General features: G+C 62.1%; 30 protein-coding genes and 1 riboswitch. Of the genes, 17 read left to right on the top strand and 13 right to left on the bottom strand.

Annotated features, from left to right (window positions below; translation table 11 throughout):
• Positions 1–184 precede the first annotated feature (184 nt).
• From hemA to AAZU54_RS20265, 6 genes are all read left to right on the top strand, one after another.
• On the top strand, positions 185–1,462 hold the full coding sequence (hemA, locus tag AAZU54_RS20290) for a glutamyl-tRNA reductase (protein WP_186554195.1): 1,278 nt from the start codon (positions 185–187) through the stop codon (positions 1,460–1,462).
• Positions 1,459–2,541 (top strand): peptide chain release factor 1, encoded by a 1,083-nt coding sequence (prfA, locus tag AAZU54_RS20285; protein ID WP_186554194.1) that lies wholly within the window; start codon positions 1,459–1,461, stop codon positions 2,539–2,541. Before hemA ends, prfA begins: the two co-directional genes overlap by 4 nt.
• Positions 2,541–3,371 (top strand): peptide chain release factor N(5)-glutamine methyltransferase, encoded by an 831-nt coding sequence (prmC, locus tag AAZU54_RS20280; protein WP_434727574.1) that lies wholly within the window; start codon positions 2,541–2,543, stop codon positions 3,369–3,371. Before prfA ends, prmC begins: the two co-directional genes overlap by 1 nt.
• Positions 3,365–4,120 carry a molybdopterin-synthase adenylyltransferase MoeB gene (locus AAZU54_RS20275; protein ID WP_186554192.1) on the top strand — a complete coding sequence of 252 codons (756 nt, stop codon included), beginning with the start codon at positions 3,365–3,367 and terminating at the stop codon, positions 4,118–4,120. The genes prmC and AAZU54_RS20275 overlap by 7 nt, the downstream gene beginning before the upstream one ends.
• On the top strand, positions 4,113–4,910 hold the full coding sequence (gene murI, locus AAZU54_RS20270) for a glutamate racemase (RefSeq protein ID WP_434727573.1): 798 nt from the start codon (positions 4,113–4,115) through the stop codon (positions 4,908–4,910). Before AAZU54_RS20275 ends, murI begins: the two co-directional genes overlap by 8 nt.
• Before the next feature lie 114 nt (positions 4,911–5,024).
• Entirely contained in the window at positions 5,025–5,543 is a 519-nt protein-coding gene (locus AAZU54_RS20265) for an acyloxyacyl hydrolase (protein ID WP_264234733.1), read from the top strand.
• A 32-nt stretch (positions 5,544–5,575) separates the two neighbouring features.
• On the opposite strand, the gene AAZU54_RS20260 is transcribed toward AAZU54_RS20265, so the two are convergent.
• From AAZU54_RS20260 to AAZU54_RS20240, 5 genes are all read right to left on the bottom strand, one after another.
• Positions 5,576–6,274, bottom strand: coding sequence for an SDR family oxidoreductase (locus AAZU54_RS20260; protein ID WP_434727572.1), 699 nt, complete (start codon positions 6,272–6,274; stop codon positions 5,576–5,578).
• A complete protein-coding gene (phrB, locus tag AAZU54_RS20255; RefSeq protein ID WP_434727571.1) occupies positions 6,271–7,713 on the bottom strand; it encodes a deoxyribodipyrimidine photo-lyase in 1,443 nt (480 codons plus the stop codon). Before phrB ends, AAZU54_RS20260 begins: the two co-directional genes overlap by 4 nt.
• Positions 7,714–7,720: 7 nt before the next feature.
• A complete protein-coding gene (locus AAZU54_RS20250) occupies positions 7,721–8,590 on the bottom strand; it encodes a MerR family transcriptional regulator (protein WP_405129963.1) in 870 nt (289 codons plus the stop codon).
• Entirely contained in the window at positions 8,580–9,539 is a 960-nt protein-coding gene (locus AAZU54_RS20245; protein ID WP_405129964.1) for a DUF523 and DUF1722 domain-containing protein, read from the bottom strand. The genes AAZU54_RS20250 and AAZU54_RS20245 overlap by 11 nt, the downstream gene beginning before the upstream one ends.
• A gap of 108 nt (positions 9,540–9,647) precedes the next feature.
• Positions 9,648–10,634 (bottom strand): NAD(P)/FAD-dependent oxidoreductase, encoded by a 987-nt coding sequence (locus tag AAZU54_RS20240; RefSeq protein WP_186554185.1) that lies wholly within the window; start codon positions 10,632–10,634, stop codon positions 9,648–9,650.
• Positions 10,635–10,821: 187 nt separating this feature from the next.
• Between AAZU54_RS20240 and AAZU54_RS20235 the strand changes: the two genes are divergently transcribed.
• Both AAZU54_RS20235 and hemH read left to right on the top strand, forming a co-directional pair.
• Entirely contained in the window at positions 10,822–11,727 is a 906-nt protein-coding gene (locus tag AAZU54_RS20235; protein WP_434727570.1) for a TIGR01777 family oxidoreductase, read from the top strand.
• Between the two features lie 13 nt (positions 11,728–11,740).
• Complete coding sequence (gene hemH, locus AAZU54_RS20230) at positions 11,741–12,754, top strand: ferrochelatase (protein ID WP_186554183.1); 1,014 nt, start codon at positions 11,741–11,743, stop codon at positions 12,752–12,754.
• A gap of 135 nt (positions 12,755–12,889) precedes the next feature.
• On the opposite strand, the gene AAZU54_RS20225 is transcribed toward hemH, so the two are convergent.
• Positions 12,890–14,164, bottom strand: a complete 1,275-nt coding sequence (locus AAZU54_RS20225; protein ID WP_186554182.1) for a uracil-xanthine permease family protein — start codon at positions 14,162–14,164, stop codon at positions 12,890–12,892.
• A gap of 2 nt (positions 14,165–14,166) precedes the next feature.
• Positions 14,167–14,805 carry a uracil phosphoribosyltransferase gene (upp, locus tag AAZU54_RS20220; protein WP_186554181.1) on the bottom strand — a complete coding sequence of 213 codons (639 nt, stop codon included), beginning with the start codon at positions 14,803–14,805 and terminating at the stop codon, positions 14,167–14,169.
• Positions 14,806–14,970: 165 nt separating this feature from the next.
• Between upp and AAZU54_RS20215 the strand changes: the two genes are divergently transcribed.
• The 3 genes from AAZU54_RS20215 to AAZU54_RS20205 all read left to right on the top strand — a co-directional run bounded on the left by AAZU54_RS20215 (position 14,971) and on the right by AAZU54_RS20205 (position 16,470).
• Positions 14,971–15,528: a hypoxanthine-guanine phosphoribosyltransferase gene (locus AAZU54_RS20215; protein WP_186554180.1), complete on the top strand. Its 558-nt coding sequence runs from the start codon at positions 14,971–14,973 to the stop codon at positions 15,526–15,528.
• 112 nt (positions 15,529–15,640) lie between these two features.
• A complete protein-coding gene (locus AAZU54_RS20210) occupies positions 15,641–16,111 on the top strand; it encodes a hypothetical protein (protein ID WP_186554179.1) in 471 nt (156 codons plus the stop codon).
• Positions 16,112–16,179: 68 nt separating this feature from the next.
• Positions 16,180–16,470, top strand: coding sequence for a PA4642 family protein (locus tag AAZU54_RS20205; RefSeq protein ID WP_186554178.1), 291 nt, complete (start codon positions 16,180–16,182; stop codon positions 16,468–16,470).
• 295 nt (positions 16,471–16,765) lie between these two features.
• Here the strand turns inward: AAZU54_RS20205 and mqo are convergent, their stop codons facing one another.
• On the bottom strand, positions 16,766–18,271 hold the full coding sequence (gene mqo / locus AAZU54_RS20200; protein ID WP_186554177.1) for a malate dehydrogenase (quinone): 1,506 nt from the start codon (positions 18,269–18,271) through the stop codon (positions 16,766–16,768).
• A gap of 605 nt (positions 18,272–18,876) precedes the next feature.
• Positions 18,877–19,110 carry a hypothetical protein gene (locus AAZU54_RS20195; protein ID WP_186554176.1) on the bottom strand — a complete coding sequence of 78 codons (234 nt, stop codon included), beginning with the start codon at positions 19,108–19,110 and terminating at the stop codon, positions 18,877–18,879.
• Positions 19,111–19,255: 145 nt separating this feature from the next.
• On the opposite strand from AAZU54_RS20195, the gene AAZU54_RS20190 reads away from it, so the two are divergent.
• Positions 19,256–19,840, top strand: coding sequence for a YajG family lipoprotein (locus AAZU54_RS20190; RefSeq protein WP_186554175.1), 585 nt, complete (start codon positions 19,256–19,258; stop codon positions 19,838–19,840).
• Between the two features lie 164 nt (positions 19,841–20,004).
• On the opposite strand, the gene AAZU54_RS20185 is transcribed toward AAZU54_RS20190, so the two are convergent.
• Positions 20,005–20,211, bottom strand: a complete 207-nt coding sequence (locus tag AAZU54_RS20185) for a hypothetical protein (RefSeq protein WP_186554174.1) — start codon at positions 20,209–20,211, stop codon at positions 20,005–20,007.
• A gap of 159 nt (positions 20,212–20,370) precedes the next feature.
• On the opposite strand from AAZU54_RS20185, the gene AAZU54_RS20180 reads away from it, so the two are divergent.
• Positions 20,371–20,631, top strand: a complete 261-nt coding sequence (locus AAZU54_RS20180; protein ID WP_186554173.1) for a hypothetical protein — start codon at positions 20,371–20,373, stop codon at positions 20,629–20,631.
• Positions 20,632–20,662: 31 nt separating this feature from the next.
• On the opposite strand, the gene AAZU54_RS20175 is transcribed toward AAZU54_RS20180, so the two are convergent.
• Positions 20,663–21,832: a 1-acyl-sn-glycerol-3-phosphate acyltransferase gene (locus tag AAZU54_RS20175; RefSeq protein ID WP_434727569.1), complete on the bottom strand. Its 1,170-nt coding sequence runs from the start codon at positions 21,830–21,832 to the stop codon at positions 20,663–20,665.
• A 121-nt stretch (positions 21,833–21,953) separates the two neighbouring features.
• Here AAZU54_RS20175 and AAZU54_RS20170 point away from each other — a divergent pair, with 121 nt between their 5' ends.
• The 4 genes from AAZU54_RS20170 (at position 21,954) to AAZU54_RS20155 (ending at position 23,948) form a co-directional block, all read left to right on the top strand.
• Positions 21,954–22,139 (top strand): CPXCG motif-containing cysteine-rich protein, encoded by a 186-nt coding sequence (locus AAZU54_RS20170; RefSeq protein WP_186554171.1) that lies wholly within the window; start codon positions 21,954–21,956, stop codon positions 22,137–22,139.
• A complete protein-coding gene (locus AAZU54_RS20165) occupies positions 22,139–22,399 on the top strand; it encodes a putative signal transducing protein (RefSeq protein ID WP_186554170.1) in 261 nt (86 codons plus the stop codon). Before AAZU54_RS20170 ends, AAZU54_RS20165 begins: the two co-directional genes overlap by 1 nt.
• A gap of 13 nt (positions 22,400–22,412) precedes the next feature.
• Positions 22,413–23,033 (top strand): SOS response-associated peptidase, encoded by a 621-nt coding sequence (locus tag AAZU54_RS20160; RefSeq protein ID WP_264234747.1) that lies wholly within the window; start codon positions 22,413–22,415, stop codon positions 23,031–23,033.
• Between the two features lie 99 nt (positions 23,034–23,132).
• Complete coding sequence (locus tag AAZU54_RS20155; RefSeq protein ID WP_186554168.1) at positions 23,133–23,948, top strand: M48 family metallopeptidase; 816 nt, start codon at positions 23,133–23,135, stop codon at positions 23,946–23,948.
• Positions 23,949–24,001: 53 nt separating this feature from the next.
• Here the strand turns inward: AAZU54_RS20155 and AAZU54_RS20150 are convergent, their stop codons facing one another.
• Both AAZU54_RS20150 and AAZU54_RS20145 read right to left on the bottom strand, forming a co-directional pair.
• Positions 24,002–24,586 (bottom strand): TMEM165/GDT1 family protein, encoded by a 585-nt coding sequence (locus tag AAZU54_RS20150; RefSeq protein WP_186554301.1) that lies wholly within the window; start codon positions 24,584–24,586, stop codon positions 24,002–24,004.
• A gap of 90 nt (positions 24,587–24,676) precedes the next feature.
• A riboswitch (yybP-ykoY riboswitch) is annotated at positions 24,677–24,799 on the bottom strand.
• Positions 24,800–24,838: 39 nt separating this feature from the next.
• Positions 24,839–25,837: a class I SAM-dependent methyltransferase gene (locus AAZU54_RS20145; RefSeq protein WP_186554167.1), complete on the bottom strand. Its 999-nt coding sequence runs from the start codon at positions 25,835–25,837 to the stop codon at positions 24,839–24,841.
• Positions 25,838–25,854: the final 17 nt, after the last annotated feature.

Below are 25,854 nucleotides of genomic sequence, written 5' to 3'. Positions count from 1 at the left end.
GTCGGAGCATGATGACACAAGCGCAGTGGCAAACCCACCTGCGAAGGCATGCTGTTCATTTCAGGATGACTGTGTTTGCGGCTGGGTATGGCCGCAATCTATTAGGACAATAGCGAACGGTGGTTGTTCTGAATCCTGCGAAGTAGGACAATTATCGGCTTCACGTCACAACCAGCGACCTTGCATGGCCTTTCTTGCACTTGGTATCAACCATAAGACTGCCTCGGTAGACGTACGCGAGCGCGTGGCGTTTACGCCAGAGCAGCTGGTCGATGCCCTGCAGCAGCTTTGCCGACTGACCGCCAGCCGTGAGGCGGCGATTCTTTCGACCTGCAACCGCAGTGAGCTCTATATAGAGCAGGACCACCTGGCAGCCGATGCCGTGCTGCAATGGCTGGCCGAGTACCATAAGCTTAGCCTCGACGAGCTGCGCGCCAGTGCCTACGTGCACGAAGAGCACGACGCCGTGCGGCATATGATGCGGGTCGCCTCCGGGCTCGACTCGCTGGTGCTTGGCGAGCCGCAGATTCTTGGCCAGATGAAGTCGGCCTACGCCGTCGCTCGCGAGGCTGGCACCATTGGTCCGCTGCTTGGCCGGTTGTTCCAGGCCACCTTCAGCGCCGCCAAGCAGGTGCGCACCGACACCGCGATCGGCGAGAACCCGGTGTCGGTGGCATTTGCCGCAGTTAGCCTGGCCCGGCAGATCTTCAGCGACCTGGGCCGCAGTCAAGCGCTGCTGATCGGTGCTGGCGAGACCATCACCCTGGTCGCCCGCCATCTGCATGAGCAAGGTGTGCGGCGCATCGTGGTGGCCAACCGGACACTGGAGCGCGCCAGTATTCTTGCCGAACAGTTTGGCGCGCATGCCGTGCTGCTGGCCGACATCCCCCAGGAATTGGCCAACAGTGACATCGTTATCAGTTCGACCGCCAGTCAGTTGCCGATCCTTGGCAAAGGGGCGGTGGAAAGCGCCTTGAAACAGCGCCGGCACAAACCGATCTTCATGGTCGACATTGCCGTGCCGCGCGATATCGAGCCAGAAGTTGGCGAATTGGACGACGTCTACCTGTATACCGTCGACGACCTGCACGATGTGGTCGCGGAAAACCTCAAGAGCCGCCAGGGCGCGGCCCAGGCCGCCGAAGAGCTGGTCTCGGTGGGCGCCGAGGATTTCATGGTGCGCCTGCGCGAGCTGGCCGCGGTGGATGTGCTCAAGGCCTACCGCCAGCAGAGCGAACGGCTGCGCGATGAAGAACTGCAAAAGGCCCAGCGCCTGCTGGCCAACGGTGGCAACCCGGAAGATGTGCTGGCCCAGCTGGCTCGCGGTCTGACTAACAAACTTCTGCACGCGCCCAGCGTGCAACTGAAAAAGCTCTCGGCCGAGGGCCGCGTCGATGCGCTGGCCATGGCCCAGGAACTCTTTGCCCTCAATGAGGGCTCCACGGACAAACCCCCGCAATGAAAGCGTCGCTGCTGAACAAACTGGACATTCTCCAGGATCGCTTCGAGGAACTCACCGCCCTGCTGGGCGATGCCGAGGTCATTTCCGACCAGACCCGTTTTCGTGCCTATTCGCGCGAGTACGCCGAAGTCGAGCCGGTGATCACTGCTTTTAAGGAGTGGCGCAAGGTTCAGGACGACCTCGAAGGCGCGCAAGCGCTGCTCAAGGACAGCGACCCGGACCTGCGCGAAATGGCCGTGGAAGAAGTGCGCGAGGCCAAGGAGCAGCTGGCTGCGTTGGAGGTTCAGCTGCAGCGCATGCTGCTGCCCAAGGACCCTAACGACGGGCGCAACGTGTTCCTGGAAATCCGCGCTGGCACCGGCGGTGACGAGGCGGCGATTTTCTCCGGCGATCTGTTCCGCATGTACTCGCGCTACGCCGAAAAACGCGGCTGGCGCCTGGAGATTCTCTCCGAGAACGAGGGCGAGCACGGCGGCTACAAGGAAATCATCGCCCGGGTCGAAGGCGACAATGTCTACGCCAAGCTCAAGTTCGAGTCGGGCGCGCATCGCGTGCAGCGCGTGCCAGAGACCGAGTCGCAGGGGCGTATCCACACCTCGGCGTGTACCGTGGCGGTACTGCCCGAGCCGGATGAGCAGGTGGCGATCGAGATCAACCCGGCCGACCTGCGTGTCGACACCTACCGTGCCTCTGGCGCCGGTGGTCAGCACATCAACAAGACCGACTCGGCAATCCGCATTACCCACTTGCCCACCGGGATCGTGGTCGAGTGCCAGGAAGAGCGCTCGCAGCACAAGAACCGTGCTCGCGCCATGTCCTGGTTGTCGGCCAAGCTCAACGACATTCAGACCAGCGCCGCGCAGAACGCGATTGCCAGCGAGCGCAAGCTGCTGGTCGGCTCCGGTGACCGCTCCGAGCGGATCCGCACCTACAACTATCCACAGGGCCGAGTCACCGATCACCGCATCAACCTGACCCTGTACTCGCTCGACGACATCCTCGCCGGTGGCGTCGAAGCCGTGATCGAACCGTTGCTGGCCGAGTACCAGGCCGATCAATTGGCCGCCCTGGGGGAATAATGACCATCATCGCCAGCCTGCTGCGCAACGCGCAGCTGCCCGACTCCCCGACCGAACGGCTGGATGCCGAGCTGCTGCTGGCTGCCGCCCTGGGCAAGTCGCGCAGCTACCTGCACACCTGGCCCGAGCGAATCGTCAGCAGCGAGGCGGCGCAAGTGTTCGCCGATTTCCTCAGCCGCCGTCGCGCCGGTGAGCCGGTGGCGTACATCCTCGGTCAGCAGGGCTTCTGGAAGCTCGACCTGGAAGTGGCGCCGCATACCCTGATTCCCCGTCCAGACACCGAGCTGCTGGTGGAAACTGCCCTTGAATTGCTGCCTGCGACCCCCGCACGAATGCTCGATTTGGGCACCGGCACGGGCGCCATCGCCCTGGCCCTGGCTAGCGAGCGACCGGCTTGGCAGGTGATGGCAGTGGACCGTATCGATGAGGCGGTGGCCCTGGCCGAGCGCAACCGCCAGCGTCTGCAGCTGAACAATGTCCACGTGCGCACCAGCCACTGGTACGACGCCCTGGACGGCGAACGTTTTGACCTGATCATCAGTAACCCGCCCTACATCCGTGCCGAAGATCCGCACCTGGTGGCTGGCGATGTCCGCTTCGAACCGACCAGTGCCTTGGTGGCGGGCCAGGACGGGCTGGATGATCTGCGCGTCATCATTGCCCAGGCCCCAGGACACTTGCTGCCGGGCGGCTGGCTGCTGCTCGAACACGGCTACGATCAGGCCGCAGACGTGCGTGAGTTGCTCAGCCAGCAGGGTTTCGGTGACGTTTGCAGCCGGATTGACCTGGGCGGCCATGAGCGCATCTCCTTGGGGCGCCTGCCATGCTGAGTGACCAGGAGCTGCTGCGTTACAGCCGGCAGATCCTGCTGGCCCAGGTCGACATCGACGGCCAGTTGCGGCTCAAGCAAAGCAAGGCGCTGGTGGTCGGCGTGGGCGGGCTCGGCTCGCCGGTCGCGCTCTATCTCGCGGCAGCGGGTGTCGGCGAACTGCACCTGGCTGACTTCGATACGGTCGACCTGACCAACCTGCAGCGCCAGATCATCCACGACACCGACAGCGTTGGCCTGGGCAAGGTGGATTCGGCGATCAAGCGCTTGCAGGCGATCAATCCTGAAATCACGCTGGTCGCTCATCGCCAGGCGCTGGATGAAGATTCGCTGTCCGCTGCGGTGGCAGCGGTCGACCTGGTGCTGGACTGTTCCGACAATTTCACCACCCGTGAGGCGGTCAACGCCGCTTGCGTGGCGGCTGGCAAGCCACTGGTCAGTGGGGCGGCGATTCGTCTGGAGGGGCAGCTTTCGGTATTCGATCCGCGCCGGGAAAACAGCCCGTGCTACCACTGCCTGTATGGCCATGGTAGCGAAGCCGAACTGACTTGCAGTGAAGCCGGCGTGATCGGCCCCTTGGTGGGGCTGGTGGGCAGCCTGCAAGCGCTAGAGGCATTGAAGCTGCTCGCCGGCTTTGGCGAGCCATTGGTCGGCCGGCTGCTGCTGATCGACGCGCTGAGCACGCGCATGCGCGAGCTCCGGGTCAAGCGCGACCCTGCGTGTGCAGTGTGCGGCACTCGCCATGGCTGATCGTTCGGCGCCAGTGGGCGTGATGGATTCGGGGGTCGGCGGTCTGTCGGTACTCGCCGAGATCCAGCGCCTGCTGCCCAACGAGTCGCTGTTGTATGTGGCTGACAGCGGGCATGTGCCGTATGGCGAAAAGTCTCCCGATTACATCCGCCAGCGCTTGCGCCATATCGCCGGGTTCTTCCAGCAGCAAGGCGCCAAGGCCATGGTTCTGGCCTGCAACACGGCTACCGTGGCCGCAGTGGCCGACCTGCGCGAGCTGTATCCCAGCTGGCCGCTGGTGGGCATGGAGCCTGCGGTCAAGCCCGCTGCTGCGGCGACCCGCTCGGGCGTGGTCGGGGTGCTGGCCACCACCGGCACCCTGCAGAGTGCCAAGTTCGCCGCCTTGCTCGATCGCTTTGCCAGTGATGTACGGGTAATCACCCAGCCATGTCCGGGCCTGGTCGAGTGCATCGAGGCGGGCGACTTGTTCAGCCCCCAATTGCGCCAGCTGCTGGCTGGCTACGTGCAGCCGCTGCTCAGTGCCGGCTGCGATACCTTGATTCTCGGTTGCACCCACTACCCCTTCTTGCGTCCACTGCTGGCCGAAATGGTGCCGGCTGATGTGGCGATCATCGACACCGGCGCTGCGGTGGCGCGGCAGCTGCAACGGCTACTGGCCGAGCGCCAGTTGCTGGCCGACGGCCCGGCCCGCGATACGGTGTTCTGGAGCAGTGCTGATCCGGAAAATCTGAGAAAAATCCTGCCGTTGCTGTGGAAGAAGTCCGACAGTGTGCAAAGCTTTTCGATGTAAAAAAAGTGTGAAAAGCCACGAAGAAAGCTGAACTATCGTACAACTGCCGATTTCTATTGTTGTGCCTGTGAGGGCGAAACACTAACAACAGCATCAGGAAAAAGGACGTTTCTCATGAAGAAACTGCTTGGTTTGGTGGCGGCTGCCGCCTTGACTGTGGGGCACTTGGGCGCGGCGCAGGCCGCTGATGTTTCTTTCTCGGTGGGGCAGACTGGCGATTCGACCATGGTCTACCGGTTGGGTCTGCAATCGAACTGGGATGCAAGCTGGTGGCAGACCAGTGTCGGTCGCCTGACTGGCTATTGGGATGGGGCGTACACCTACTGGGATGGCGATCAGACCGCGAGCAACCATAGCCTGTCGTTCGCGCCGGTATTCGTCTACGAGTTTGCCGGGGACTCGGTCAAGCCGTACATCGAAGCGGGAATCGGCGTGGCGGCGTTCTCCAGCACCGAACTTGAAAGCAATGAGCTGGGTTCGTCCTTCCAGTTCGAGGACCGCATCGGCTTTGGTTTGCGCTTTGCCGGCGGGCATGAGATTGGCGTGCGCGCCATTCATTATTCCAACGCCGGTATCAAGCAACCCAACGATGGGGTTGAGAGCTATAGCCTGCACTACCGCATGGCACTTTAGGTTTGCTGGGGCCGCTTTGCGGCCCTTGTTGCCTACCGTGGCAACGGCCAAAGGCTGTTGAGGCTCAGAGCCTCTAGCACCAATTCAGGTTCACGCTTGGGCAGGCTGGCCAGCAATACTTGCGCAGCAGTCTGCGCCGTCCACTGTTCAGGCACCGCCTGGGCCAGCGTCACCGGCGCTTTCAACGACTGCGGCGCTACTAGCGTCAGATCGATACCCAGATCCTGCAATACCTGGCGCTGCTCGCGGAACCAGTGCGGGGGGCTGTTGAAACCGCTCAGTGGCTGATTGGGTTCATACAGTTGCATCGCCGAGTAACGACTGAGGATAGCCATGACCTGTGCAGCATCGCCCTTGGTCAGCAAGGGCAGGGCAGCGGCCAGGCAATTGGCACTGGCTTGCAGGTTACTGGTTACGATGCTTTGGAACAGGTCGGTATCCGGCAGATCATCCGCCAGGTAGTCGCAGGTGCCGGCATTGATGAGCAAACCATCCAGCGATCCCCACGCCGCCTGCAGCTGTGTAACGGCGGCCTGCGCCTGCGAACTGTCATGCAACTGCCCAGGTAAAAGCAGCAGGCGTTCGCCGTAGTGGCTGGCCAAGCCTGTGAGCTCCTGGCTTTGTATGCCACTGGCGGCGACCCGATGCCCCTGCTCGAGCAATCCGCTCACCAGAGCTATACCGAGTCCATTGGTCGCACCGGTCACCCAGAAACTGCGTGAGTTATTCAAGATACTGCCCCCTGATCCTGCCAGCCGGCCAAGCCTTTGAAGGCTTCCAATGCGCGCTGGCGACTACTAGCGAGATCGACAATCGGACTCTGGTAAGAGTTTGTAGCAAATAGATCGGCAGACTTCACGGGCAAATGAATAGTTTTTTCATTTAGGCCCTTCAATTGAGGGAGCCAATGGCGAATGAAGCGCCCCTTGGGGTCGAAGCGTTGCGATTGGGTGACCGGATTGAAGATGCGGAAATACGGCACGGAGTCGGTTCCAGTCGATGCGCTCCATTGCCAGCCGCCGTTGTTGGCTGCCAGGTCGCCGTCGATCAAGTGACGCATGAAGTAGCGCTCGCCCTGGCGCCAGTCGATCAATAAATTCTTGCTCAGGAACATGGCGACGATCATCCGTAAGCGATTGTGCATCCAGCCGGTTTCCAGCAGTTGGCGCATGGCGGCGTCGATCAGTGGGAAACCGGTACGTCCTTCCTGCCAGGCCTTCAAGTCTTCAGGGGCATCACGCCACGGCAGCGCTTCGGTATGCGCACGGAAGGGGCGATGGCGCGACACCTGTGGATAACCCACCAGGATGTGCTTGTAGAATTCGCGCCAGAGCAGCTCGTTGATCCAGGTCTGAACCCCGCTGCTGCCACTGTCGAGCTCGCCGTGGTTGGCGGACAGGGCGGCGTGCAGGCATTGGCGTGGCGAAATCACCCCGGCGGCCAGATACGGTGAGAGCTGGCTGGTGCCAGGTTCGGCAGGCAGGTCACGCAGCTGCGGGTAATCCTCGACCACGTCCTCGATAAAGGCCGCCAAGCGGCGCTGCGCCTCGGCTTCGCCGGCGGGCCAATGCTCGCGCAGGGTGAGCGGGGGCGCCTCGAAACCCTCGATCTGGTGTGGGATGGGGTCATTGGCGATGGCTAAGGGCGCCTGGGCGTTGACCTTGTGCGCCAGCGCTGGCAGGCCATGATGCAATCGCTCCAGGCAGGCGCGCTTGAATTGGCCGAACACTTGGAAGTAGTGCCCGCTGCGGGTCAGGACTGTGCCAGGGCGCAGCAGCAGTTGATCAAGGTAGGTCGATGTGGATACTGCGGACTGATCCAGCAGGGCTTGCGCGGCCTCGTCGCGTCGCTGTTCATTGATGCCGTACTCCTCGTTCCAGTGCACGGCCTCTACCTGGTGCTCACGGCAGACCTCAAGCAGCACGTGCGGCACCTGCTGCCAGGTCGCGGTCTTGCGGATCAGCAAGGGGATGTTCAGTTGTTCCAGCGAGTGGCGCAGCTCGCGCAGGTTGCGCAGCCAGAAATCGACCTTGCACGGCGCGTCGTCATGTTCCAGCCATTGGCCGGGGCTGGCGATCCACAGGGCAACGGTCGGCCCACGCGCACAGGCGGCACTCAGGGCGCTGTTGTCATCTATTCGCAGGTCGCTGCGCAGCCAGATCAGTTGCATGAGTGAGTCATCTCTGTGATTGCTGCAGGAGGCGCAAGGCCGCCTGCGGAGTGTCGAACAACAACAGCTGCGGCAGTGCCAAGGCATGCAACTGGGCCTCATGGAGGGAGACTGTCTCGCCGCCCAGGAGTTTTACCCCGTCGATGCCCTGCAAGGTGCGCTCCAGCGCCACCAGATCGATACGCGGGCCCAGGTGCAGCAGCAGGGCACGTGGTTGCCACTGATTGATCGCGCGTAGCAGTTGCGCGCCACTGACCGGCTGCTCTAGCACTTCGACCGGATAGCCGCTGCTGCTCAGCAACCAGGCGCACAGCCACAACTGGGCATCGAAGGGACGCTCGCTGTCGACGGCCAGCAGGATTGGGCTGCCTTGCAGTTGCTGATTGTCGTGGTAGACCCGCGCCCCCAGCTTGCTGCGCAGCCAGGTGTGGAAGAACGCTTGCTCCAACCGTGCGTTGAAGTGGGTTTGCCAACGCCGTGCGAGGCTGTGCAGCAGCGGCATCAGCAGCTGCTCGCAGAGGGTGATCGCCGGGTACAGCGCCATGGCCTGGTTGAGCTGGTGGTCAAGGGGGCGATGGGCGAGCATGCCAATCGCCTCGATCAGCGCCTGTTCACGGCTCTGCCAATCGCCTACGGGGGCGATGCTTGGCGCGCGCTCGAGCAGCTCGCGGACCTGCCCCACCGAAGCGCCGCGTTCCAGCCAACTGAGGATGGTCTGCACGCGCTCGACTTGCTCCTCAGGATACAACCGGTGCCCCTTGGCGGTGCGCTGCGGCTTGAGCAGCCCGTAACGTCGCTCCCAGGCGCGCAGGGTGACCGGGTTGACGCCAGTGCGGCGCGCCAGCTCGCCAATGGCCAGCAGGGTTTCAGACGGCATTGCGCAATCCCAGGCTTTCGGGATGTGGCTGTAGATAGGTTTGCTGGTTCAAGTACGGATCCGGATGATTGCGCAGGTGGTGTTTGAGCAAGGTGAGCGGCACTACAAGCGGCACGATGCCTTGCTGGTACTGGCCGATCACTTGCTGCAGTTCGGCGCGGTCGTCACTGCCTAGTGCGCCGCGCAGGTAACCACTCAAGTGCTGCAGCACATTGCCGTGGGTGCCACGGCTGGCGCAGCGGCGCAAGGCCTGCATCAACTGGCTGAAGTAATCGGCACCGACGGTCTGCGGGTCGTCATCACGGCGCAGATTGCCCAGCAACCGCCCGAGCTGACGATAGGCCAGCGGGTTGTTGGCCATCAGCAGGTATTTGTAGCGTGAATGGAAACGGATCAAGGCCCCGCGAGTGAGCCCTTCGGCAAGTTGTTGCTGCCAGTCGGCATAGGCATAGACGCGGCTGATGAAGTTTTCCCGAAGCACCGGATCATGCAGGCGGCCTTCTTCCTCCACAGGTAGATCGGGGCGGCGCGCGCAGAACTCATCGGCGTAGGCGCCACGTCCGCCTTTGGTCGAAGGATGGCCGTTGTCCTGGTACACCTTGACCCGCTCCAGGCCGCAGGAGGGCGACTTCTGCATGAAGATGTAGCCGCAGATATCATCGAGCTCAGTGGCCATCTGTTCGCCGTAAGCGCGCAGCGGGCCGGACAGGTCCATCCCGGGGTTGCGGGTAGCGACCACTTCAGGTCGCTGCGGATCGCCCACCAGGCGGATAGGATCGCGCGGCACGCCCAGGCCGATGGCCACTTCCGGGCACAGTGGCACCCAATCGAAATGCGCCTCGAAAGCTTTGAGGCACAGCTCGGAAGCCTTGTGGCCTGCGTTGTAGCGCACGCTATGACCGAGCAGGCAGGCACTGATACCGATGCGGGGTTTCGACGAGGCGTTCATTCGCTGTCTCCGGAAAACTTGTACACTGGCGTATCTTATGTACAAGTCTATTCCAGCACAGCCATAAACTTATGCAAACAATTATTTCTGTATAGGTTGCCCGGTTGCTTAGTCCAGGTGCTCCAGCAGTCGTCTGGCCGCCTCTTGCCCGCTCAGCCAAGCGCCCTCGACCCGCCCCGACAGGCACCAGTCGCCACAGGCATACAAGCCCAGGTCGGCATCGGCCAACGCGCCCCATTCATGGTTGCCCGCGGGTCGTGCGTAGAGCCAGCGGTGGGCCAGGGCGAACGAGGGCGCGGGGACCACGCAGCCAACCAGTTCGGCGAACTCACCCCACAACTGCTCGATCACGGCCTCCTTGCTCAGGTCGATATGCTGCTTGCTCCAGTCTGAAGTGGCATGCAGTACCCAGGTATCCAACTGCTCGTCGCGGCCTGGCTTGCTACGGTTGCGGGCTAGCCAGTCGAGCGGATTGTCCTGTACGAAGCAGCCTTGCATCGGCGTATCGAGTGGCGTTTCGAAGGCCAGGGCAATCGCCCAGGTCGGCTCCATTTGCACGCCAGCGGCAACCGCGGCCAGTTTTGGCGTGGCGGCCAGCAAAGGCGTAGCCTGAGGCGCGGGCACAGCGATCACCACGCGGCTGAACGGGCCATGGCTACAGCCTTCGGTGTCCTGCAGATGCCAGTACTGCTTGCCGCGAAATACCTCGGCGATGCGGCAGCCGAAGTTGACCGTGACATCCTTGAGCAGGCCGCGGGTGATCGCGCTCATGCGTGGCACGCCAACCCAACGGGTCTGTTCGTCGGGGGAGGGGGTTAGCTCGCCGTCGCGGTAGTTGTACAGCTGCGGCTTCCACTGCTCGGCCCAGCCGGCAGCCACCCACTGCTGTACCTGCTCGACGAAGCGTCGGTCGCGGGCGGTGAAGTATTGGGCGCCCAGGTCCAGCGCGCCAGCTTCGCTGCGCTTGCTGGCCATGCGCCCACCGCTGCCATGGCCTTTGTCGAACAGGTGGACGGTCTGCCCGGCCTTTTGCAAGGCCTGGGCTGCGGAAAGGCCGGCGATCCCGGCACCGATGATGGCAATAGGTACTGTCATGATGGCCTCTTCGAACCTTGCTATAAGCAGATTACGCGGTCAGGCAAACCTGTACAATGCACAATGTTTGTATAAGGTTATTCCGCTCGATAGGCTAGGTTGGCCTATGTTTATCCGAGAGCGTTCGGTCAAAAAAGTGCCTTGATCTTAAAAATAGACCACGGCCGCCCTCTGCGAGGACACAGCCATGCATATATTGCTGACCGGCGGTACTGGCTTGATCGGCCAGCACCTTTGCCAGTTCTGGATAAACCAGGGCCATCGCCTGACTGTCTGGAGCCGCCGCCCGGAACAGGTGCCTAGATTGTGTGGTTCGGGCGTGCGCGGGATCGCCCGTCTAGATGACCTGGCCGCAGATGATGTGGTCGATGTGGTGGTCAATCTGGCCGGCGCGCCGATTGCCGATCGGCCATGGACCGCTGCCCGGCGCCACCTGCTGTGGGCCAGCCGGATTACCCTCACCGAGCAGTTGCTGGGCTGGCTGGAGCAGCGTCAGCAGCGCCCACAGGTGTTGATTTCTGGCTCCGCTGTCGGCTGGTATGGTGATGGTGGCGAGCGTGAGCTGACCGAGGCGTCGCCGCCGGTCAAGGAAGATTTCGCCAGCCAGCTGTGCATCGCCTGGGAGGAAACCGCGCAGCGTGCGCAGGCCCTGGGCATTCGCGTGGTGCTGGTGCGCACGGGGTTGGTGCTGGCCAGTGATGGCGGCTTTTTGTCGCGTCTGCGCGTGCCGTTCAAACTCGGCCTGGGCGGGCCTCTGGGCGATGGTCGGCAATGGATGCCGTGGGTTCATATAGACGACCAGGTCGCCCTGATTGATTTTCTCTTGCGGCACAACGACGCCAGCGGTCCTTATAATGCCTGCGCGCCAGAGCCAGTACGCAACCGCGAGTTCGCCAAGCGCCTGGGCAAGGCCCTGCACCGCCCGGCTCGCTTGCCGGTGCCGGCGCTGCTGCTCAAGGCCGGGCTGGGCGAGCTGTCGACCTTGCTGCTTGGCGGTCAGCGTGCGCGCCCGGTGCGCTTGCTGGCGGCGGGTTTCACGTTCCGCTTCAACGATCTGCAATCGGCGCTGGACAACCTGTCCAGCCGCCTCTGACATAGGACGCTGCATGACCGATCACGCTCTGCTGCTGGTCAACCTGGGTTCGCCGGCTTCAACCTCGGTGGCCGACGTGCGCCGCTACCTCAATCAGTTCCTGATGGACCCCTACGTGATAGACCTGCCGTGGCCAGTGCGGCGCTTGCTGGTGTCGCTGATCCTGGTCAAGCGCCCGGAACAGTCGGCCCATGCCTACGCCTCGATCTGGTGGGATGAGGGTTCTCCGCTGGTGGTGCTGACCCGCCGCCTGCAAGCGGCGATGGTCGACCATTGGCCGCATGGTCCGGTGGAAATGGCCATGCGCTATGGCCAGCCGGCACTGCCCGATGTGCTCGCTCGATTGGCCGCGCAAGGCGTGCGCAAGGTGACCTTGGCGCCCCTGTATCCACAGTTCGCCGACAGCACGGTGACCACGGTTGTCGAACAGGCCAAGCAGACCATTGCCGAGCGCCAGTTGCCGCTTGAAATGCGCGTGCTGCAGCCATTCTATGACCAGCCAAGCTACATCGATGCCTTGGTCGCCAGTGCCAAACCGCACCTTGAGCAGCCCTACGATCACCTGCTGCTGAGCTTCCACGGCTTGCCCGAGCGCCACCTGAAGAAGCTTGACCCAACCGGCAGGCATGATTTCCAGGCGGCTGATTGCTGCAAGGATGCCAGCGCCGAGATGCGCGCCGTGTGTTACCGCGGCCAGTGCCTGGCGACGGCCAAGGCTTTTGCGCAAAAGATGGGCATTGCCGATGGCAAGTGGTCGGTGTCGTTCCAGTCACGGTTGGGCCGAGCCAAGTGGATCGAGCCGTATACCGAGACGCGCCTGGATGAATTGGCCAAGGCGGGCGTGAAGAAGCTGCTGGTGATGTGCCCGGCGTTTGTCGCGGACTGCATCGAGACGCTGGAGGAGATCGGTGATCGCGGGCGTGAGCAGTTTATTGAGGCAGGTGGCGAGGAGTTGGTCCTGGTGCCTTGCCTGAATGATCACCCGGAGTGGGTGAAGGTGTTGGCGGGGATGTGCGAAAAGGCCTGAACGCTGATTCGGATATTAAGCGCAACGCGGGAGCGGGCTTGCCCCGCGATAGCATGACTCCAGGCAGCTTGATTGCCCGCAAGTACGCTATCGCGGGACAAGCCCGCTCCCACGTTGTGCGAAGTCAGTGATCAATCAGGGCAACTGATCATCCATCTTCTTGTTCTTCCAACCATCATTGCCCGGCAGCAACAGGTTCAGGGCAATGGCCACCACGGCGCACAGGGCGATGCCCTTCAGGCCCCAATCGTCAGGGCCGTCGCCGCTGCCGATCAGCACGCCGCCGATACCGAACACCAGGGTCACCGAAACGATCACCAGGTTGCGAGCCTCGCCCAGGTCGATCTTGTGGCGGATCATGGTGTTCATGCCCACCGCAGCAATCGAACCGAATAGCAGGCACAGAATGCCGCCCATCACGGGCACCGGAATGCTCTGCAGCAGTGCTCCGAACTTGCCGATGAAGGCCAGGGTGATGGCGAAAATCGCCGCCCAGGTCATGATCTTCGGATTGTAGTTCTTGGTCAGCATCACCGCGCCAGTCACTTCGGCGTAGGTGGTGTTGGGTGGGCCGCCGAACAGGCCGGCAGCGGTCGTGGCCAAGCCATCGCCGAGCAGGGTGCGGTGCAGGCCGGGCTTTTTCAGGTAGTCGCGACCGGTCACGCTACCCACGGCAATCACCCCGCCGATGTGTTCGATCGCTGGCGCCAGAGCAACCGGCACAATGAACAGAATGGCCTGCCAGTTGAAAGCCGGAGCGGTGAAGTTAGGCAGCTCAAGCCACGGCGCGGCAGCGATCTTGGCAGTGTCGACCACGCCAAAGGCGAACGACAGGGCAAAGCCCACCAGTACGCCCGAGATGATCGGCACCAGGCGGAAGATACCCTTGCCGAACACTGCCACGATCAAAGTGGTGAGCAGCGCCGGCATCGAAATCAGCATCGCGGTCTTGTACGGCATCAACGCCACGCCGTCACCGCCCTTGCCCATGGCCATGTTGGCGGCAATCGGTGCCATGGCCAGGCCAATGGAAATGATCACTGGGCCGATCACTACTGGCGGCAGCATGCGGTCGATGAAACCAGTGCCCTTGATCTTCACCATCAAGCCCATGAAGGTGTAGACGAAGCCAGCCGCCATCACCCCGCCCATGGTCTCGGCCAGGCCGAACTGACCCTTGGCGAGAATGATCGGAGTGATGAAGGCGAAGCTGGAGGCGAGGAACACCGGTACCTGACGGCCAGTCACCAGCTGGAACAGCAAGGTGCCGATACCGGCGGTGAACAGCGCCACGTTAGGATCGAGGCCGGTGATCAGCGGCATCAGCACCAGCGCGCCGAATGCCACGAAGAGCATCTGCGCGCCCGAGACGACCTGGCGCCAGAGCGGGTCGTTGAAGCCGTCCTGCATGGTCAGGCGTCCTTCTGCTTGGTGCCGAAGATCTTGTCTCCAGCGTCGCCCAGGCCAGGGATGATGTAGCCATGTTCGTTCAGGCACTGGTCGATCGACGCGGTGTAGATGCTCACATCCGGGTGAGCCTGTTCGACCGTGGCGATCCCTTCGGGGGCGGCCACCAGGACCATCGCGCGGATTTCCTTGCAACCGGCTTTTTTCAGCAGGTCGATGGTGGCGACCATCGAGGCGCCGGTCGCCAGCATTGGGTCGATGATCAGCGCCAGGCGCTGGTTGATATCGGGGGCGAGCTTTTCCAGGTAGGTGTGTGCTTCGAGGGTTTCCTCGTTGCGCGCAACGCCCACGGCGCTGACCTTGGCACCTGGGATCAGGCTGAGGACGCCGTCGAGCATGCCGATGCCGGCGCGCAGGATTGGCACTACAGTGATCTTCTTGCCGGCGATTTTCTCGACCTGGACTTTACCGCTCCAGCCGTCGATTTCGTAGGATTCCAGCGGCAGGTCTTGAGTGGCTTCGTAGGTCAGGAGCGCGCCGACTTCCTGGGCGAGTTCGCGAAAATTCTTGGTGCTGATGTCGGCACGGCGCATCAGGCCGAGCTTGTGGCGGATCAGCGGATGGCGGATCTCACGAGTAGGCATAGGGGAGGGCTCCGGGAGGCGGGCAAAAAAACCGCGCTAGATTAATCTATTCAGCCTGAGCTGTCGTCTGGTCATTCAGCACGTTAGTCCATAAACGCTTGATCTGGGACGAGCGGATGCGTACCTTTGCCCGCTTTTCCAATTCCGACCCCCTTGGAGAGCGCCATGTCCGCCGATCTCGAGCACATCCGTCAAGTCATGCGCGAGGCAGACTGCCTGTACAACGAAGCCGAAGTAGAGGCCGCTATCGCCAAGGTCGGCGAGCAGATCTGCCAAGAGCTGCACGACAAGAACCCGGTAGTGTTCTGTGTGATGAACGGCGGCCTGATCTTTGCGGGCAAGCTGCTGACTCACTTGCAGTTCCCGCTGGAAGCCTCGTACCTGCACGCCACCCGCTATCGCAACAAGACCAGCGGCGGCGAGCTGTTCTGGAAGGCCAAGCCAGAAGTGTCGTTCATCGACCGTGACGTGCTGATCGTCGATGACATCCTCGACGAAGGTCACACCCTCAGCGCCATCATCGACTTCTGCAAGCACGCAGGTGCGCGCTCGGTGTACACCGCCGTGTTGATCGACAAGGACCACGACCGCAAGGCCAGCCCTGACCTGAAGGCCAACTACGTCGGCCTGCCGTGCGTCGATCGCTACATCTTCGGTTACGGCATGGACTACAAAGGCTACTGGCGCAACGCCAATGGCATCTTTGCCGTAAAAGGCCTGTAAGGCTCTGTTGGCCCTATCGCGCTGCCGCTGTCAAAGCCGGCTTGCCCCGCGATAGGGCCAGTACAGGCAAACCGCTCATGCTAGAGTGCCCCTTCATGCCAAGGAGCCTCACATGCGTGCGTTTATCCCCCTTCTGCTGGCGGTGAGCTTGCCGTTGTCCGCGGCGCCATTGCACAGCCAGTTCCTCCCGCCCGATGACCAGTCCCTGCGCCAGGAAGCGCCGACCGGCCAGCAATTGCTGCAGGTCACCGACTACTCGGTGGTGGTGGGCGCCCAGCGTCAGTCCGACCAGCAGCCAATCCCGATTACCGCTTCATTGCAGATGCGCCTCAAGGGCAAGCCCCTGAGCAAGGGCGCGACCATCAGCCAAGTGCTGCTCAGCTTCGATGGCGAGGGTGGCAAGAGCCTGAAGAAGCCGGTGTACGACGACAAGACCCGCACCCTGACCTTGAACTATCCGCTCGCTGACTACCGGGTGATCATGGATCTGCTGCGCAACGAGACGCTTTATGTGCAGTTTCTGACCTACGCCAATGGCCATATCTGGGCCGATCTGCACACCGGTACCGTACGTACGCGTTGAGGCTTGCGCGCTGCGAGGGGTAAACTGCCGGCCTTCGAAATTCCGTGATGGTCCAGTTGGAGTCGGCAATGCGTAAAGACAAGAAGCAGGTGATTGGTGACGAGATCAGCGACGACTACATCAAGTCGTTCCTTCAGTTCGAGCCGGCCGATGGCGTGACCTCGCCGTCTGTGCACAAGCTGGTCAAGGCTTACCGTGGCCTGCGCATTGACGACTTCGAGCGTTTTGTCGGTTTCTTCGTCGAGGCCGGTTTGGACCTGGACGGTAAAGACGAGCATGGCCAGACCTTCGTCGAGCAGATTGCCGATCAGCGCAATGCGCCTGAGTACATCGAGATCATCAACAACGCCCGTGGTTGATTCTGATCGCGCGGCGGCCTGCTGAGCCAGGGGCTGCAAAGCAGCCCACCATGAAAAATCGCAGGCACAAAAAAACGCCCCAAGGGGTAATGCCAGTCAGTTAAGCGAATTGGGGCTGCTTTGCAGCCCTTCGCGGGCAAGCCCGCTCCCACAGGATTGCGCAGATTCTCAAGCTTGCGCTGTTCCTGTGGGAGCGGGCTTGCCCGCGAAGGGCCGCCAAGCGGCCCCATTTAGAGGCGATGAAACGCTAACTGACTGGCATTACCCCAAGGGGCGTTTTTTCGTTTCAGCCAGCTCAGGCGTAATGCTGAGCCGGGCTGCTTTCCACCATTTCCAACGCTTCGTCGTTGTAGGCGCTGATCTTGCGGTACAGCGCGGCGTCGGTAGCCAGGACCTTCTCGCGAGCCGGGAAGATTTCCTTGAGCTTGGCCGCCCAGGCACCCTTGGCCTGCTCGGGGAAGCAGCGCTCGATCAGCTCAAGCATGATCGAGACGGTCACCGAAGCACCTGGGGAGGCGCCCAGCAGTGCCGCCAGGCTGCCGTCCTGGGCCGAGACCAGCTCGGTACCAAACTGCAGTACGCCGCCTTTCTTCGGGTCTTTCTTGATGATCTGCACGCGCTGGCCCGCCACTTCCAGGCGCCAGTCCTCGGCCTTGGCCTCGGGGTAGAAGCGGCGCAGCGACTCGAGGCGTTGCTCCATCGACTGCATCACTTCGCTGACCAGGTACTTGGTCAGGTCCATGTTGTCGCGCGCTACCGCCAGCATCGGGCCGATGTTGCCCATGCGTACCGACAGCGGCAGGTCGAAGAACGAACCGTGCTTGAGGAACTTGGTAGTGAAACCGGCGTAAGGTCCGAACAGCAGCGATTTCTTGCCATCGACCACGCGAGTGTCCAAGTGCGGCACGGACATCGGCGGGGCGCCGACCGCAGCCTGGCTGTAGACCTTGGCCTGGTGCTGCTTGACGATTTCCGGGTTGTCGCAACGCAGCCACTGGCCGCTGACCGGGAAGCCGCCGAAGCCTTTGCTCTCTGGGATGCCCGAGGCTTGCAGCAGCGGCAGTGCCGCGCCGCCGGCGCCGAGGAAGACAAAGCGGGCGTCGACTTCACGGGTGCTGCCGCTGTTGACGTCCTTGATGCTGACCGTCCAGCCGCTGCCGTTACGGCGCAGGCCGATGACCTTCTTGCTGTACTTGACCTGGGTGTCCGGGCTGTTGCCCAGCAGCTTGAGCAGCTTGTTGGTCAGGGCGCCGAAGTTGACGTCGGTGCCTTTCAATACGCGGGTGGCGGCGATGTGCTGGTCAGCCGGACGGCCGGGCATCATCAACGGCATCCAGTCGTTCATTACCGCCTTGTCTTCGGTGTATTCCATCTCAGCGAAGGCGTGGTGCTGCTTGAGCAGCTCGAAACGCTTCTTGAGGAAGGACACGCCCTTGTCACCTTCGACGTAGCTCAGGTGTGGCACGGGGTTGATGAACGCACGCGGCGAGCCGAAGCTGCCTTTCTTGCTCAAATAAGCCCAGAACTGGCGCGAAACCTCGAACTGGGTATTGATGTGCACGGCCTTCTTGATGTCGATGCTGCCATCGGCGGCCTGCGGCGTATAGTTCAGCTCACACAGGCCGGCGTGACCGGTCCCGGCGTTGTTCCAAGGGTTGGAGCTTTCCGCAGCCCCGGAGTCCATCGCTTCGACGACCTCCAGTTTGAGGGCCGGGTCGAGCTCTTTGAGCAGTACGGCCAGGGTGGCACTCATGATGCCCGCGCCTACCAGTACTACATCAACCGATTCGTTCTGCGCCATTTAACGCGTCTCCACAATCTACAGCACCTAATTGACAGCATAGGATCCCTGGGGTTGCCAGGTTCGCCATGTCCGACTCTTCGCAGTTCTTGCAACTTCCGCGGACACCGCCAATCAGTCTCAGGGTTCATCTATTGAACGCTGTTGCCGCGGGTGCGGCAATTCGACTTATGGTCAAGGCATCCGACGTGCGTTATGGACCGGCCTCAGTTACTCATCGAGGATGAGCGAAGTTGCCGGCCATTAGGGGCCGTTCGGGACACATCTGCCGCTTTTGCACATGCCAGACTGTTCATTTTGCTCGCCACACTCTTGTGAAGTTGTGAAAACCCGTTTTTCCACGCTCTTTTGGAGACGTGAACCTCAAAAAGGGACTGCGCGATGGCAACCCACAGGTTCATGCAAAGCAGAAGGCCAGAAAAAGCAGGCACGACAGCCGATGCAAGACCTGAAGTGGAAGGCTCTCTGTGGGCGAGGCGGTGAAGGTGCCGGGGTCAATCGGCAGGTGCGGGGCCCGATCAGGAGACGTCCTTATAATCGGGGGGAGATTATAACGATGTCGCGGGCAGAAAGGTCGTTAATCGCGGTTTTTATTGCAGCGTTTGTCAGGCTGGCAGGCTGCGTTGCTGCCAGTGACGGCTTGCGCGGGCGCAAACTCGGGCGCTGGAAGGCAGTGGTTGGCCCAGCCAAGCCAGTTTGGCTTCGCTGACCTGGACCCAGCCACTGCCCGCTGGAGGCTGGCCGCAGTGCTTGAATGCCAGGCATTTTCCGTCGCAGTCCAGGCGAGCATAGGTAAGGTGGCGCGGGCGGTGGAAGAGCAAGGTCCAGAGCGAGGCCATGGCGGTTGAGTCCTATTCGAGGGGGCTGGCGCTAGGATAAGGGCTCAGCCATGAAAGCATTGTGACAAGCGGATTTAGCCGATGGCTGGCCCTTGTGGGGCTGGGTATACTGTGGGCCTTTGCCGCATTTTCTGGAGAAACGCGCATGTTGCAACGTCTGCTGTTCGGTTTGATCGCGGTGGCCAGCCTGAGCCTGGTCGGTTGTGCCCACAGCCCGCAACAACTCAGCCCGCAGCCCAAACTCACGGCCCAGCTCAATCCGGTCGGGCGTGGCCAGCCGGTGGTGGTCAAGGTGGTCGATGGGCGTGCTTCGCAGTCGCTCGGCACCCGCGGTGGCATGTACCCCGAGACCAGCACCATCAGCGTCAACGGCAACGATGTCGTGCCCAAGCTGCAGGCCCAGGCTGAAGCGGCTGTGCGTCTGCTGGGCTTCACCCCGACTCCGAATGCCTCCAATGCGCCGCAGTTGACCGTGACCCTGGCCGAGCTCAAGTACCAGTCGCCCAAGGACAAGATGTACGTGACCGAGGCGACTATCGGCGCCACCTTCCGTGCAGACGTGTCGAACGCCAACCGCCGCTACAGCGGCCGTTACGGCGCCTCCCTGGACCAGCGCTTCGGCATGGCGCCGAACCAGGAAACCAACACCAAGCTGGTCAGTGACGTGCTGAGCGATGCGCTGACGCGTCTGTTCAAGGATCCGACCATTGGTCAGGTACTGGCCGAGTAATACGCCCGCTGTAATGCAAAAGCCCGCTGTCTTAGCGGGCTTTTTTGTGTCTGGACCGGCCTCATCGCGGGGCAGGCCCACTCCTACAAAGGGCGTTGGTCCGTGGGAGCGGGCTTGCCCCGCGATGAGGCCTGTTCAGACATAACAATGCCCACTATTCGGCCTCAGGCTGCTTCAATATGAAAATCCAACCAGCTCAACCCGGTCTGCCCATCCACCTCTGGTAGATCTTCATGCGCATGCCCACCCAAGGCGCAATACACCAGCCACTGGCGGTCCTGCACATTGATGGCGAAACCATCGATCAGCGCCTGTTGTTCATCGCTCTGGGCAACGAGGTAGAGGCGATCCTGGTTTTCGGCATGCAGCATGACTAGCTCCGTGAGAAGAAAAGGCCGACAGGGTGGCCTGTTCTGATGACGAGCATGTGACAGATGAAATTTAGTGACAGTTGGTCGTAAAAAATCGGCGCGCGCGATGGGCTTGAGTAGAATGCCGGGCTTTCGTTGTGGCAATTCCGAGGTCGTGCAATGTCGTTGCAAGTGCTCTGGGGGCTGTTGGCTTCCCACCCAGGCAAGCTGATCAACCTGCTTGCCCTGTTGATTACCTGCCCTGGCGGGCTACTGCTGCAGAGTGCCCGGCGTCGCGCGGTGATGACCCGCGAGAGCCTGGCGGTCGATGAAGGGTTGGTCGATACCTTCGACCGTCGCGTGCCGCGCTACTACTACATCCTCGGCTTCTCGTGCCTGGCGATGGCGCTGCTGTTGTCCTGGTTCAGCACCTGGATCTAAGCAGGGGGGCCGCCTAGCGGCCCCAGCGCATTCAGGCTACCGGGCTTTGCGCCTTGACCTGATATTGGTTGCGCACCGGCGTTGCATATTGCAGCACCAGATAGGGTTGCTGCTCGACCGGGCAGGCATCCAGGCGGCGCTGCCATTCTTGCTTGGCGCGCGCCAATTCTTCAGCAGGGAACAGCTTGTCCGCGCTCGGCACCTGCAGCGCAGGATCGGCCTCGCTCCACATGGCATACGCCAGGTAATGCACCGGGAACAAGCGGTAGCCGCCGAGGATCTGCCGGTCGATTTCCTGCGCCAGTTGCTTGGTGTCCTCGAAGAACTCGGTCACCGGCGGGGCAAAGTTGATGTGCACCCGACCTTTATAGCCGGTAATCCCCAAGGCAATGCTGTTGTCATCCTCGCCAGGCGCCTTCTTGTAGGTGCCGGTGGTCGCGCGGATATACAACTCCCGGGCCTTGGCCTGATCGCATGGGTCGTATTCGTAGCTGATCGATACCGGGGTCAGGTTCAAGCCCTGGATCACCGCGCCGAATGGCTCGTCCTTGCGGCTCATGTGGAACATCTTGAGGATCGCCGAATCGGTGCGGTCGTCACCGTCCTTGGCGCGGCCTTCGGCCTGGGCGATCCAGATCGAGGCGCCATCGTTGCGGATCGAATGATTGATATAAGCCGAGAGCAACTGGTAGGCCGCGAGCTTCTCGCGCCGACCGCTGAGCGAGCGATGGACGATGAAACTCTTGTTCAGGCGCATCATGTCGCTGACGAACGGCTTTTGCAGCAGGTTGTCACCGATGGCGATGCGCGGGGTCGGCAGGCCCGCGTGATACACCGCGTAGTTGACGAAGGCCGGGTCCATGACGATGTCGCGGTGGTTGGCCAGGAACAGATACGCGGTGCCCGACTTGAGCTGCTCGACACCAGAATACGTCACGCCATCGGTGGCGCGCTCGATGGTCTGGTCGACGTAGTACTCGACTTTGTCCTGCAGGGTCGACACGCAGGTCACCCCGGCGAACTCTTTGCGCAGGCGGCGGGCGATCAGCGGCTTGAGCAGCCAGCCGAGGGCGCCCGCGGCGCGCGGGAAGCGGAAGTGGGTGAGGATATCGAGGAATGCCGGGTCGCTGAGCAGGCGTGCCAGAACGGCAGGGACCTCAGCGTCGTCGTACGGTCGGATGGCATCGAATTCGCCCATCATGCTCTCTTGTTGGAAACGGCTAGGGTAATAGGTAGGGATCGGTTCCGAAAAACGGCTCGGACACACGCAGGCCCTGTAAATAGACCGGCAATTATACGCACAAGTCACTGCGGAGGCCGCGATGCTGGAATCAGCCATCTACGACTGCCCATATTGTGGTGAAGAGGTCGAGACCACCCTCGACTTGTCGGGCGGTGATCAAACCTACATCGAGGACTGCCAGGTCTGCTGTCGTCCTATTCTGTTCATCCTGCAGGTGCATGGTGAAGAATGGATGCTCGATGTGAAGCGCGAGGATGACGCCTGATGCAACGAATCTATGAGCCCGAAGGCCTGCTGGAGGCCGAATTGCTGCTTGCCATGCTCGCCAGTGAGGGCATCCATGGGCACCTGGTCGGGCGCGACCTGGTTGGCGCCGCAGGTGAGCTGCCGATGCAAGGGCTGCTTGGGCTGGCAGTGCACGATGAACAGGCCGAGTACGCACGTCAGCTGATCGATGCGTACAATGCTGCCCAGCCACTTGCTGGCGACGAGCCGGAAAGTGTTCCCGGAACCCTGATTTGCTAGGTTGTTTATTGCCATGTGTGGACGTTATGCCCTGTTTCGCTGGTCCCCGGCATTTGCCGCGTTGCCGGGATACCCTGCCGACCAACAGGCGCAATGGAACATCTCACCTGGCGCCTCGGTGATCATCCAGCGCCAGGTCGACGGCCAGCCGCAGCTGGCCAGGGCCCGCTGGGGCCTGACCCCGCCCTGGTTGACCGACTTGTCCCGGACTCCGGCCCAAGCCCGCGCCGAGACCCTCGCCGAACAGCCGATGTTCCGTGAGGCGTTCCGCCAGCGGCGCTGCCTGATGCCCGCCAACGGCTTTTATGAGTGGCGCGGCAGCGTGCGCAAGCGGCCTTACTGGCTGACGCCGGGCGAGGGTGCTTCGCTGTTTTTCGCGGCGGTGTGGGAGGCGTATCCTGTTCAGGAGCAGGTGTGGCTCAGTTGTGCGGTGGTCACCCAGGCGGCGGTGAATCAGCGCCGGCCGTTGATCCTTGACGAGGCAGGGCAGGCGGCGTGGCTTGATCCGGATACGCCGGTGGCACGTTTGCAGGAGCTGTTGGCGAGCCCACCGGCAGCCTTGCGTGAGCGGGCGTTGGCCAACTTCGTCAATGATCCGAAGCTCGATGCGCCGGAGTGCCTGACCCCGGCTTGATGGACTATCAGAAAGTCCTCGCGATAAATCTTCCCTGCGGCTCTAGCGGCCTCAAGCGTCTGGCCCTAGGATACGCGGCACGTAAATAGGGAGTGTTTTATGCGTAAGTCATTTGTTGTCAGCATGTTGAGTGCCAGTGTCCTGCTCGGCGGCTGCCAGGCGGTGAATACCACCAGTGGTGGCGCCGTAGGCGTGGAGCGCAAGCAGTACATGTTCAGCATGCTCTCGACCGATGAGGTCAACCAGATGTACGCCCAGTCGTACCAGCAGACCCTCAGCGAGGCATCGAGCAAAGGCGTGTTGGACAAAAGCAGCGCCGAAGCCAAACGCGTGCAAGCTATCGCCGATCGGCTGATCGCCCAGGCGCCACAGTTCCGCCCGGATGCGGCGCAGTGGAAATGGGAAGTCAACGTGATCAAGAGCGACGAGCTCAACGCCAACTGCGGGCCTGGTGGCAAGATCATCGTCTACACCGGCCTGATCGATCAGCTCAAATTGACCGATGACGAAATCGCCGCCGTGATGGGCCACGAAATCGCCCACGCCCTGCGTGAGCATGGCCGCGAAGCCATGTCCAAGGCGTATGGCGTACAGATGGCGCGCTCCGGTGCCGGTGCCCTGCTGGGGTTGGGCCAGGACAGCATGGCGCTGGCCGACACCGTGGTGAACTACGCCATGACCTTGCCCAACAGCCGCGCCAATGAGAACGAGGCTGACTTGATTGGTTTGGAGCTGTCGGCGCGTGCCGGCTACAACCCGAACGCTGCGATCACCCTGTGGAACAAGATGAGCAAGGCCTCCGAAGGGGCCCCGCCTGAGTTCATGAGCACTCACCCGGCGTCCAGCAGCCGGATCGCTTCGCTGCAAGCGGCCATCCCCAAGGTGATGCCGTTGTATCAAGCGGCCAAGAAGTAACTTGAAACGACCGGGGCTGCTGTGCGGCCCCAGTCATTTCATGATCCAGCCCCTTAGCCTATCCAGCCACTGGTCTTCATCGCCGAATACACCGCGACGATCGCCAGCACCACGAATGCCGCAGCCGCCAAGCGTCGAATCAGCGTCAGTGGCAGTTTGTCGGCAGCAAAATTACCCGCCAGTACCACCGGCACGTTGGCAATCAGCATGCCCAGGGTGGTGCCGATGATGACCATGATCAGGTGCGGATACTGCGCAGCGAGCATCACCGTGGCGACCTGCGTCTTGTCGCCGATCTCTGCCAGGAAGAACGCGATCAGCGTCGTCAGGAAAGGCCCGAACCGGCGCGCAGCGCTGCTTTCGTCATCGTCCATCTTGTCCGGAACCAACGTCCACAACGCGGTGGCGGTGAAGCTGGCAGCCAGGATCCAGTGCAACACGCTCTCGCTGAAGAAACCACTGACCCACGCACCGACCGCGCCCGCAGCGGCATGGTTGGCCAGGGTGGCGGCGACGATACCGGCGATGATTGGCCAGGGCTTGCGAAAGCGAGCGGCGAGAATGAGCGCGAGCAATTGCGTCTTGTCGCCGATTTCAGCGAGCGCAACGATTGCGGTGGGGACTAGCAGGGATTCCAGCATCAGGGTTCCTACGGGGGCGGGTCGACACGGCTATGACACGTACAGCCTTCCCGCCCCGGGTAAGGTGTGCGTGTCATAGGTCTTGTCAAACCCTGGATCCGTCTGCGCGGACCGTGGGTCGTACGCGCCATGGTCTGTGGACCAAGTGTGTTGACGCGTACCGGGCAAGCGAGGGTGCTTGCGGGAGACTACTCCCCTAGGACGGAGCGGATTCTGCCTACGCCAATGCGTTTGGGCAAGCGCTATTTTTCAACCGCGCTTGGCCTGGTAGATGCGAAAGCCGCCTGCTTCGGTCAGTGTCCGGCAGTTGCCCAAGGCCTCCTGGATGAACGGTTGGTAGCGCAGGAAGGTGTTGGCCACTAGGCGAAGTTCGCCACCGGATCGCAGATGTTCTGCTGATTTTTTCAGCAGGTTTTCCGAGGCCTGGTAGTTGGTATGTACCCCGGTATGAAACGGAGGATTGCTCAAAATGACCTGCAGATCGCGCGGCGCCGCATCGATGCCATCACCGCTGATGACCTCGCCCTGCAGACCATTGGCGGCCAAGGTCAGCCGGCTGCTGGCAACGGCAAAAGCATCCACATCGAGCAAGGTGACCTGGCTGTCCGGGTAGCGTCGCTTGATGATCGAGCCGATCACCCCGGCGCCGCAGCCAAAGTCCAGCACATGGCCGACCGGCAAGCCGTCCAAGTGCTCGAGCAATAGCGCAGTGCCGCGATCGAGGCGACCATGGCTGAACACCCCGGGCAGGCTGACGATCTTCAATGGGCCGTCGGCCAGCTCCAGCTCAAAGCGCTCAGCCAGGCTTTCCAGGGGTTTTGCTTGCGGGGCGTTTTCCACCGTCACCTGCCACAGCTGGCAATGCCGGGCGCTGTCGAGCTTGCGCGGTTTGCCGAAGGCCTGCAGCTGCTTGGCCGCGCCTTCGATACCACCGCGTTTCTCGCCAACCAGATACAACTCGCGGCCGGCCAGGCGCGAGGCCAGGGCGTTGAGCAGGTAGGCGGCAAGTTCGCGTGACTTGGGCAGAAACAGCACGGCGGCGTCGAACGCTACGTCCGGCACATCGACGCCATGCTGGTTGCGCCCGGCGAAGCGTGCCTCGAGCATCGCTTGATCGCCAGCGTGCCAGGTCCAGCCATGGGCCTGCGGCAACTGGCCGAGCAGGTCGTCGGCGGGCAGGCCGGCGAGCAGCACCGAGCCTTGGAACAACTCCGCCTGACGGAGCAACACTTCACTGCGCGGGTCCATGGACGACGCCTCCTGAA

Source organism: Pseudomonas sp. Je.1.5.c, from assembly GCF_051129895.1.
GTDB classification, from domain to species: domain Bacteria; phylum Pseudomonadota; class Gammaproteobacteria; order Pseudomonadales; family Pseudomonadaceae; genus Aquipseudomonas; species Aquipseudomonas urmiensis.
Note: the sequence above shows the minus strand (reverse complement) of the source record. Positions and strands in the feature narration are given on the sequence as shown.

What these genes read in the sequence shown, in the direction of transcription:
- AAZU54_RS20180 (WP_186554173.1), top strand. Translation starts at nt 20,371, where the DNA reads ATGTCGTTGCAAGTGCTCTGGGGGCTGTTGGCTTCCCACCCAGGCAAG.
- AAZU54_RS20175 (WP_434727569.1), bottom strand. Translation starts at nt 21,832, where the DNA reads ATGATGGGCGAATTCGATGCCATCCGACCGTACGACGACGCTGAGGTC.
- AAZU54_RS20190 (WP_186554175.1), top strand. Translation starts at nt 19,256, where the DNA reads ATGTTGCAACGTCTGCTGTTCGGTTTGATCGCGGTGGCCAGCCTGAGC.
- AAZU54_RS20160 (WP_264234747.1), top strand. Translation starts at nt 22,413, where the DNA reads ATGTGTGGACGTTATGCCCTGTTTCGCTGGTCCCCGGCATTTGCCGCG.
- hemH (WP_186554183.1), top strand. Translation starts at nt 11,741, where the DNA reads ATGACCGATCACGCTCTGCTGCTGGTCAACCTGGGTTCGCCGGCTTCA.
- AAZU54_RS20240 (WP_186554185.1), bottom strand. Translation starts at nt 10,634, where the DNA reads ATGACAGTACCTATTGCCATCATCGGTGCCGGGATCGCCGGCCTTTCC.
- AAZU54_RS20195 (WP_186554176.1), bottom strand. Translation starts at nt 19,110, where the DNA reads ATGGCCTCGCTCTGGACCTTGCTCTTCCACCGCCCGCGCCACCTTACC.
- upp (WP_186554181.1), bottom strand. Translation starts at nt 14,805, where the DNA reads ATGCCTACTCGTGAGATCCGCCATCCGCTGATCCGCCACAAGCTCGGC.
- AAZU54_RS20235 (WP_434727570.1), top strand. Translation starts at nt 10,822, where the DNA reads ATGCATATATTGCTGACCGGCGGTACTGGCTTGATCGGCCAGCACCTT.
- AAZU54_RS20215 (WP_186554180.1), top strand. Translation starts at nt 14,971, where the DNA reads ATGTCCGCCGATCTCGAGCACATCCGTCAAGTCATGCGCGAGGCAGAC.
- mqo (WP_186554177.1), bottom strand. Translation starts at nt 18,271, where the DNA reads ATGGCGCAGAACGAATCGGTTGATGTAGTACTGGTAGGCGCGGGCATC.
- AAZU54_RS20205 (WP_186554178.1), top strand. Translation starts at nt 16,180, where the DNA reads ATGCGTAAAGACAAGAAGCAGGTGATTGGTGACGAGATCAGCGACGAC.
- AAZU54_RS20165 (WP_186554170.1), top strand. Translation starts at nt 22,139, where the DNA reads ATGCAACGAATCTATGAGCCCGAAGGCCTGCTGGAGGCCGAATTGCTG.
- AAZU54_RS20225 (WP_186554182.1), bottom strand. Translation starts at nt 14,164, where the DNA reads ATGCAGGACGGCTTCAACGACCCGCTCTGGCGCCAGGTCGTCTCGGGC.
- prfA (WP_186554194.1), top strand. Translation starts at nt 1,459, where the DNA reads ATGAAAGCGTCGCTGCTGAACAAACTGGACATTCTCCAGGATCGCTTC.
- AAZU54_RS20210 (WP_186554179.1), top strand. Translation starts at nt 15,641, where the DNA reads ATGCGTGCGTTTATCCCCCTTCTGCTGGCGGTGAGCTTGCCGTTGTCC.
- phrB (WP_434727571.1), bottom strand. Translation starts at nt 7,713, where the DNA reads ATGCAACTGATCTGGCTGCGCAGCGACCTGCGAATAGATGACAACAGC.
- AAZU54_RS20275 (WP_186554192.1), top strand. Translation starts at nt 3,365, where the DNA reads ATGCTGAGTGACCAGGAGCTGCTGCGTTACAGCCGGCAGATCCTGCTG.
- AAZU54_RS20250 (WP_405129963.1), bottom strand. Translation starts at nt 8,590, where the DNA reads ATGCCGTCTGAAACCCTGCTGGCCATTGGCGAGCTGGCGCGCCGCACT.
- AAZU54_RS20265 (WP_264234733.1), top strand. Translation starts at nt 5,025, where the DNA reads ATGAAGAAACTGCTTGGTTTGGTGGCGGCTGCCGCCTTGACTGTGGGG.
- AAZU54_RS20245 (WP_405129964.1), bottom strand. Translation starts at nt 9,539, where the DNA reads ATGAACGCCTCGTCGAAACCCCGCATCGGTATCAGTGCCTGCCTGCTC.
- prmC (WP_434727574.1), top strand. Translation starts at nt 2,541, where the DNA reads ATGACCATCATCGCCAGCCTGCTGCGCAACGCGCAGCTGCCCGACTCC.
- AAZU54_RS20170 (WP_186554171.1), top strand. Translation starts at nt 21,954, where the DNA reads ATGCTGGAATCAGCCATCTACGACTGCCCATATTGTGGTGAAGAGGTC.
- AAZU54_RS20155 (WP_186554168.1), top strand. Translation starts at nt 23,133, where the DNA reads ATGCGTAAGTCATTTGTTGTCAGCATGTTGAGTGCCAGTGTCCTGCTC.
- AAZU54_RS20185 (WP_186554174.1), bottom strand. Translation starts at nt 20,211, where the DNA reads ATGCTGCATGCCGAAAACCAGGATCGCCTCTACCTCGTTGCCCAGAGC.
- hemA (WP_186554195.1), top strand. Translation starts at nt 185, where the DNA reads ATGGCCTTTCTTGCACTTGGTATCAACCATAAGACTGCCTCGGTAGAC.
- AAZU54_RS20145 (WP_186554167.1), bottom strand. Translation starts at nt 25,837, where the DNA reads ATGGACCCGCGCAGTGAAGTGTTGCTCCGTCAGGCGGAGTTGTTCCAA.
- murI (WP_434727573.1), top strand. Translation starts at nt 4,113, where the DNA reads ATGGCTGATCGTTCGGCGCCAGTGGGCGTGATGGATTCGGGGGTCGGC.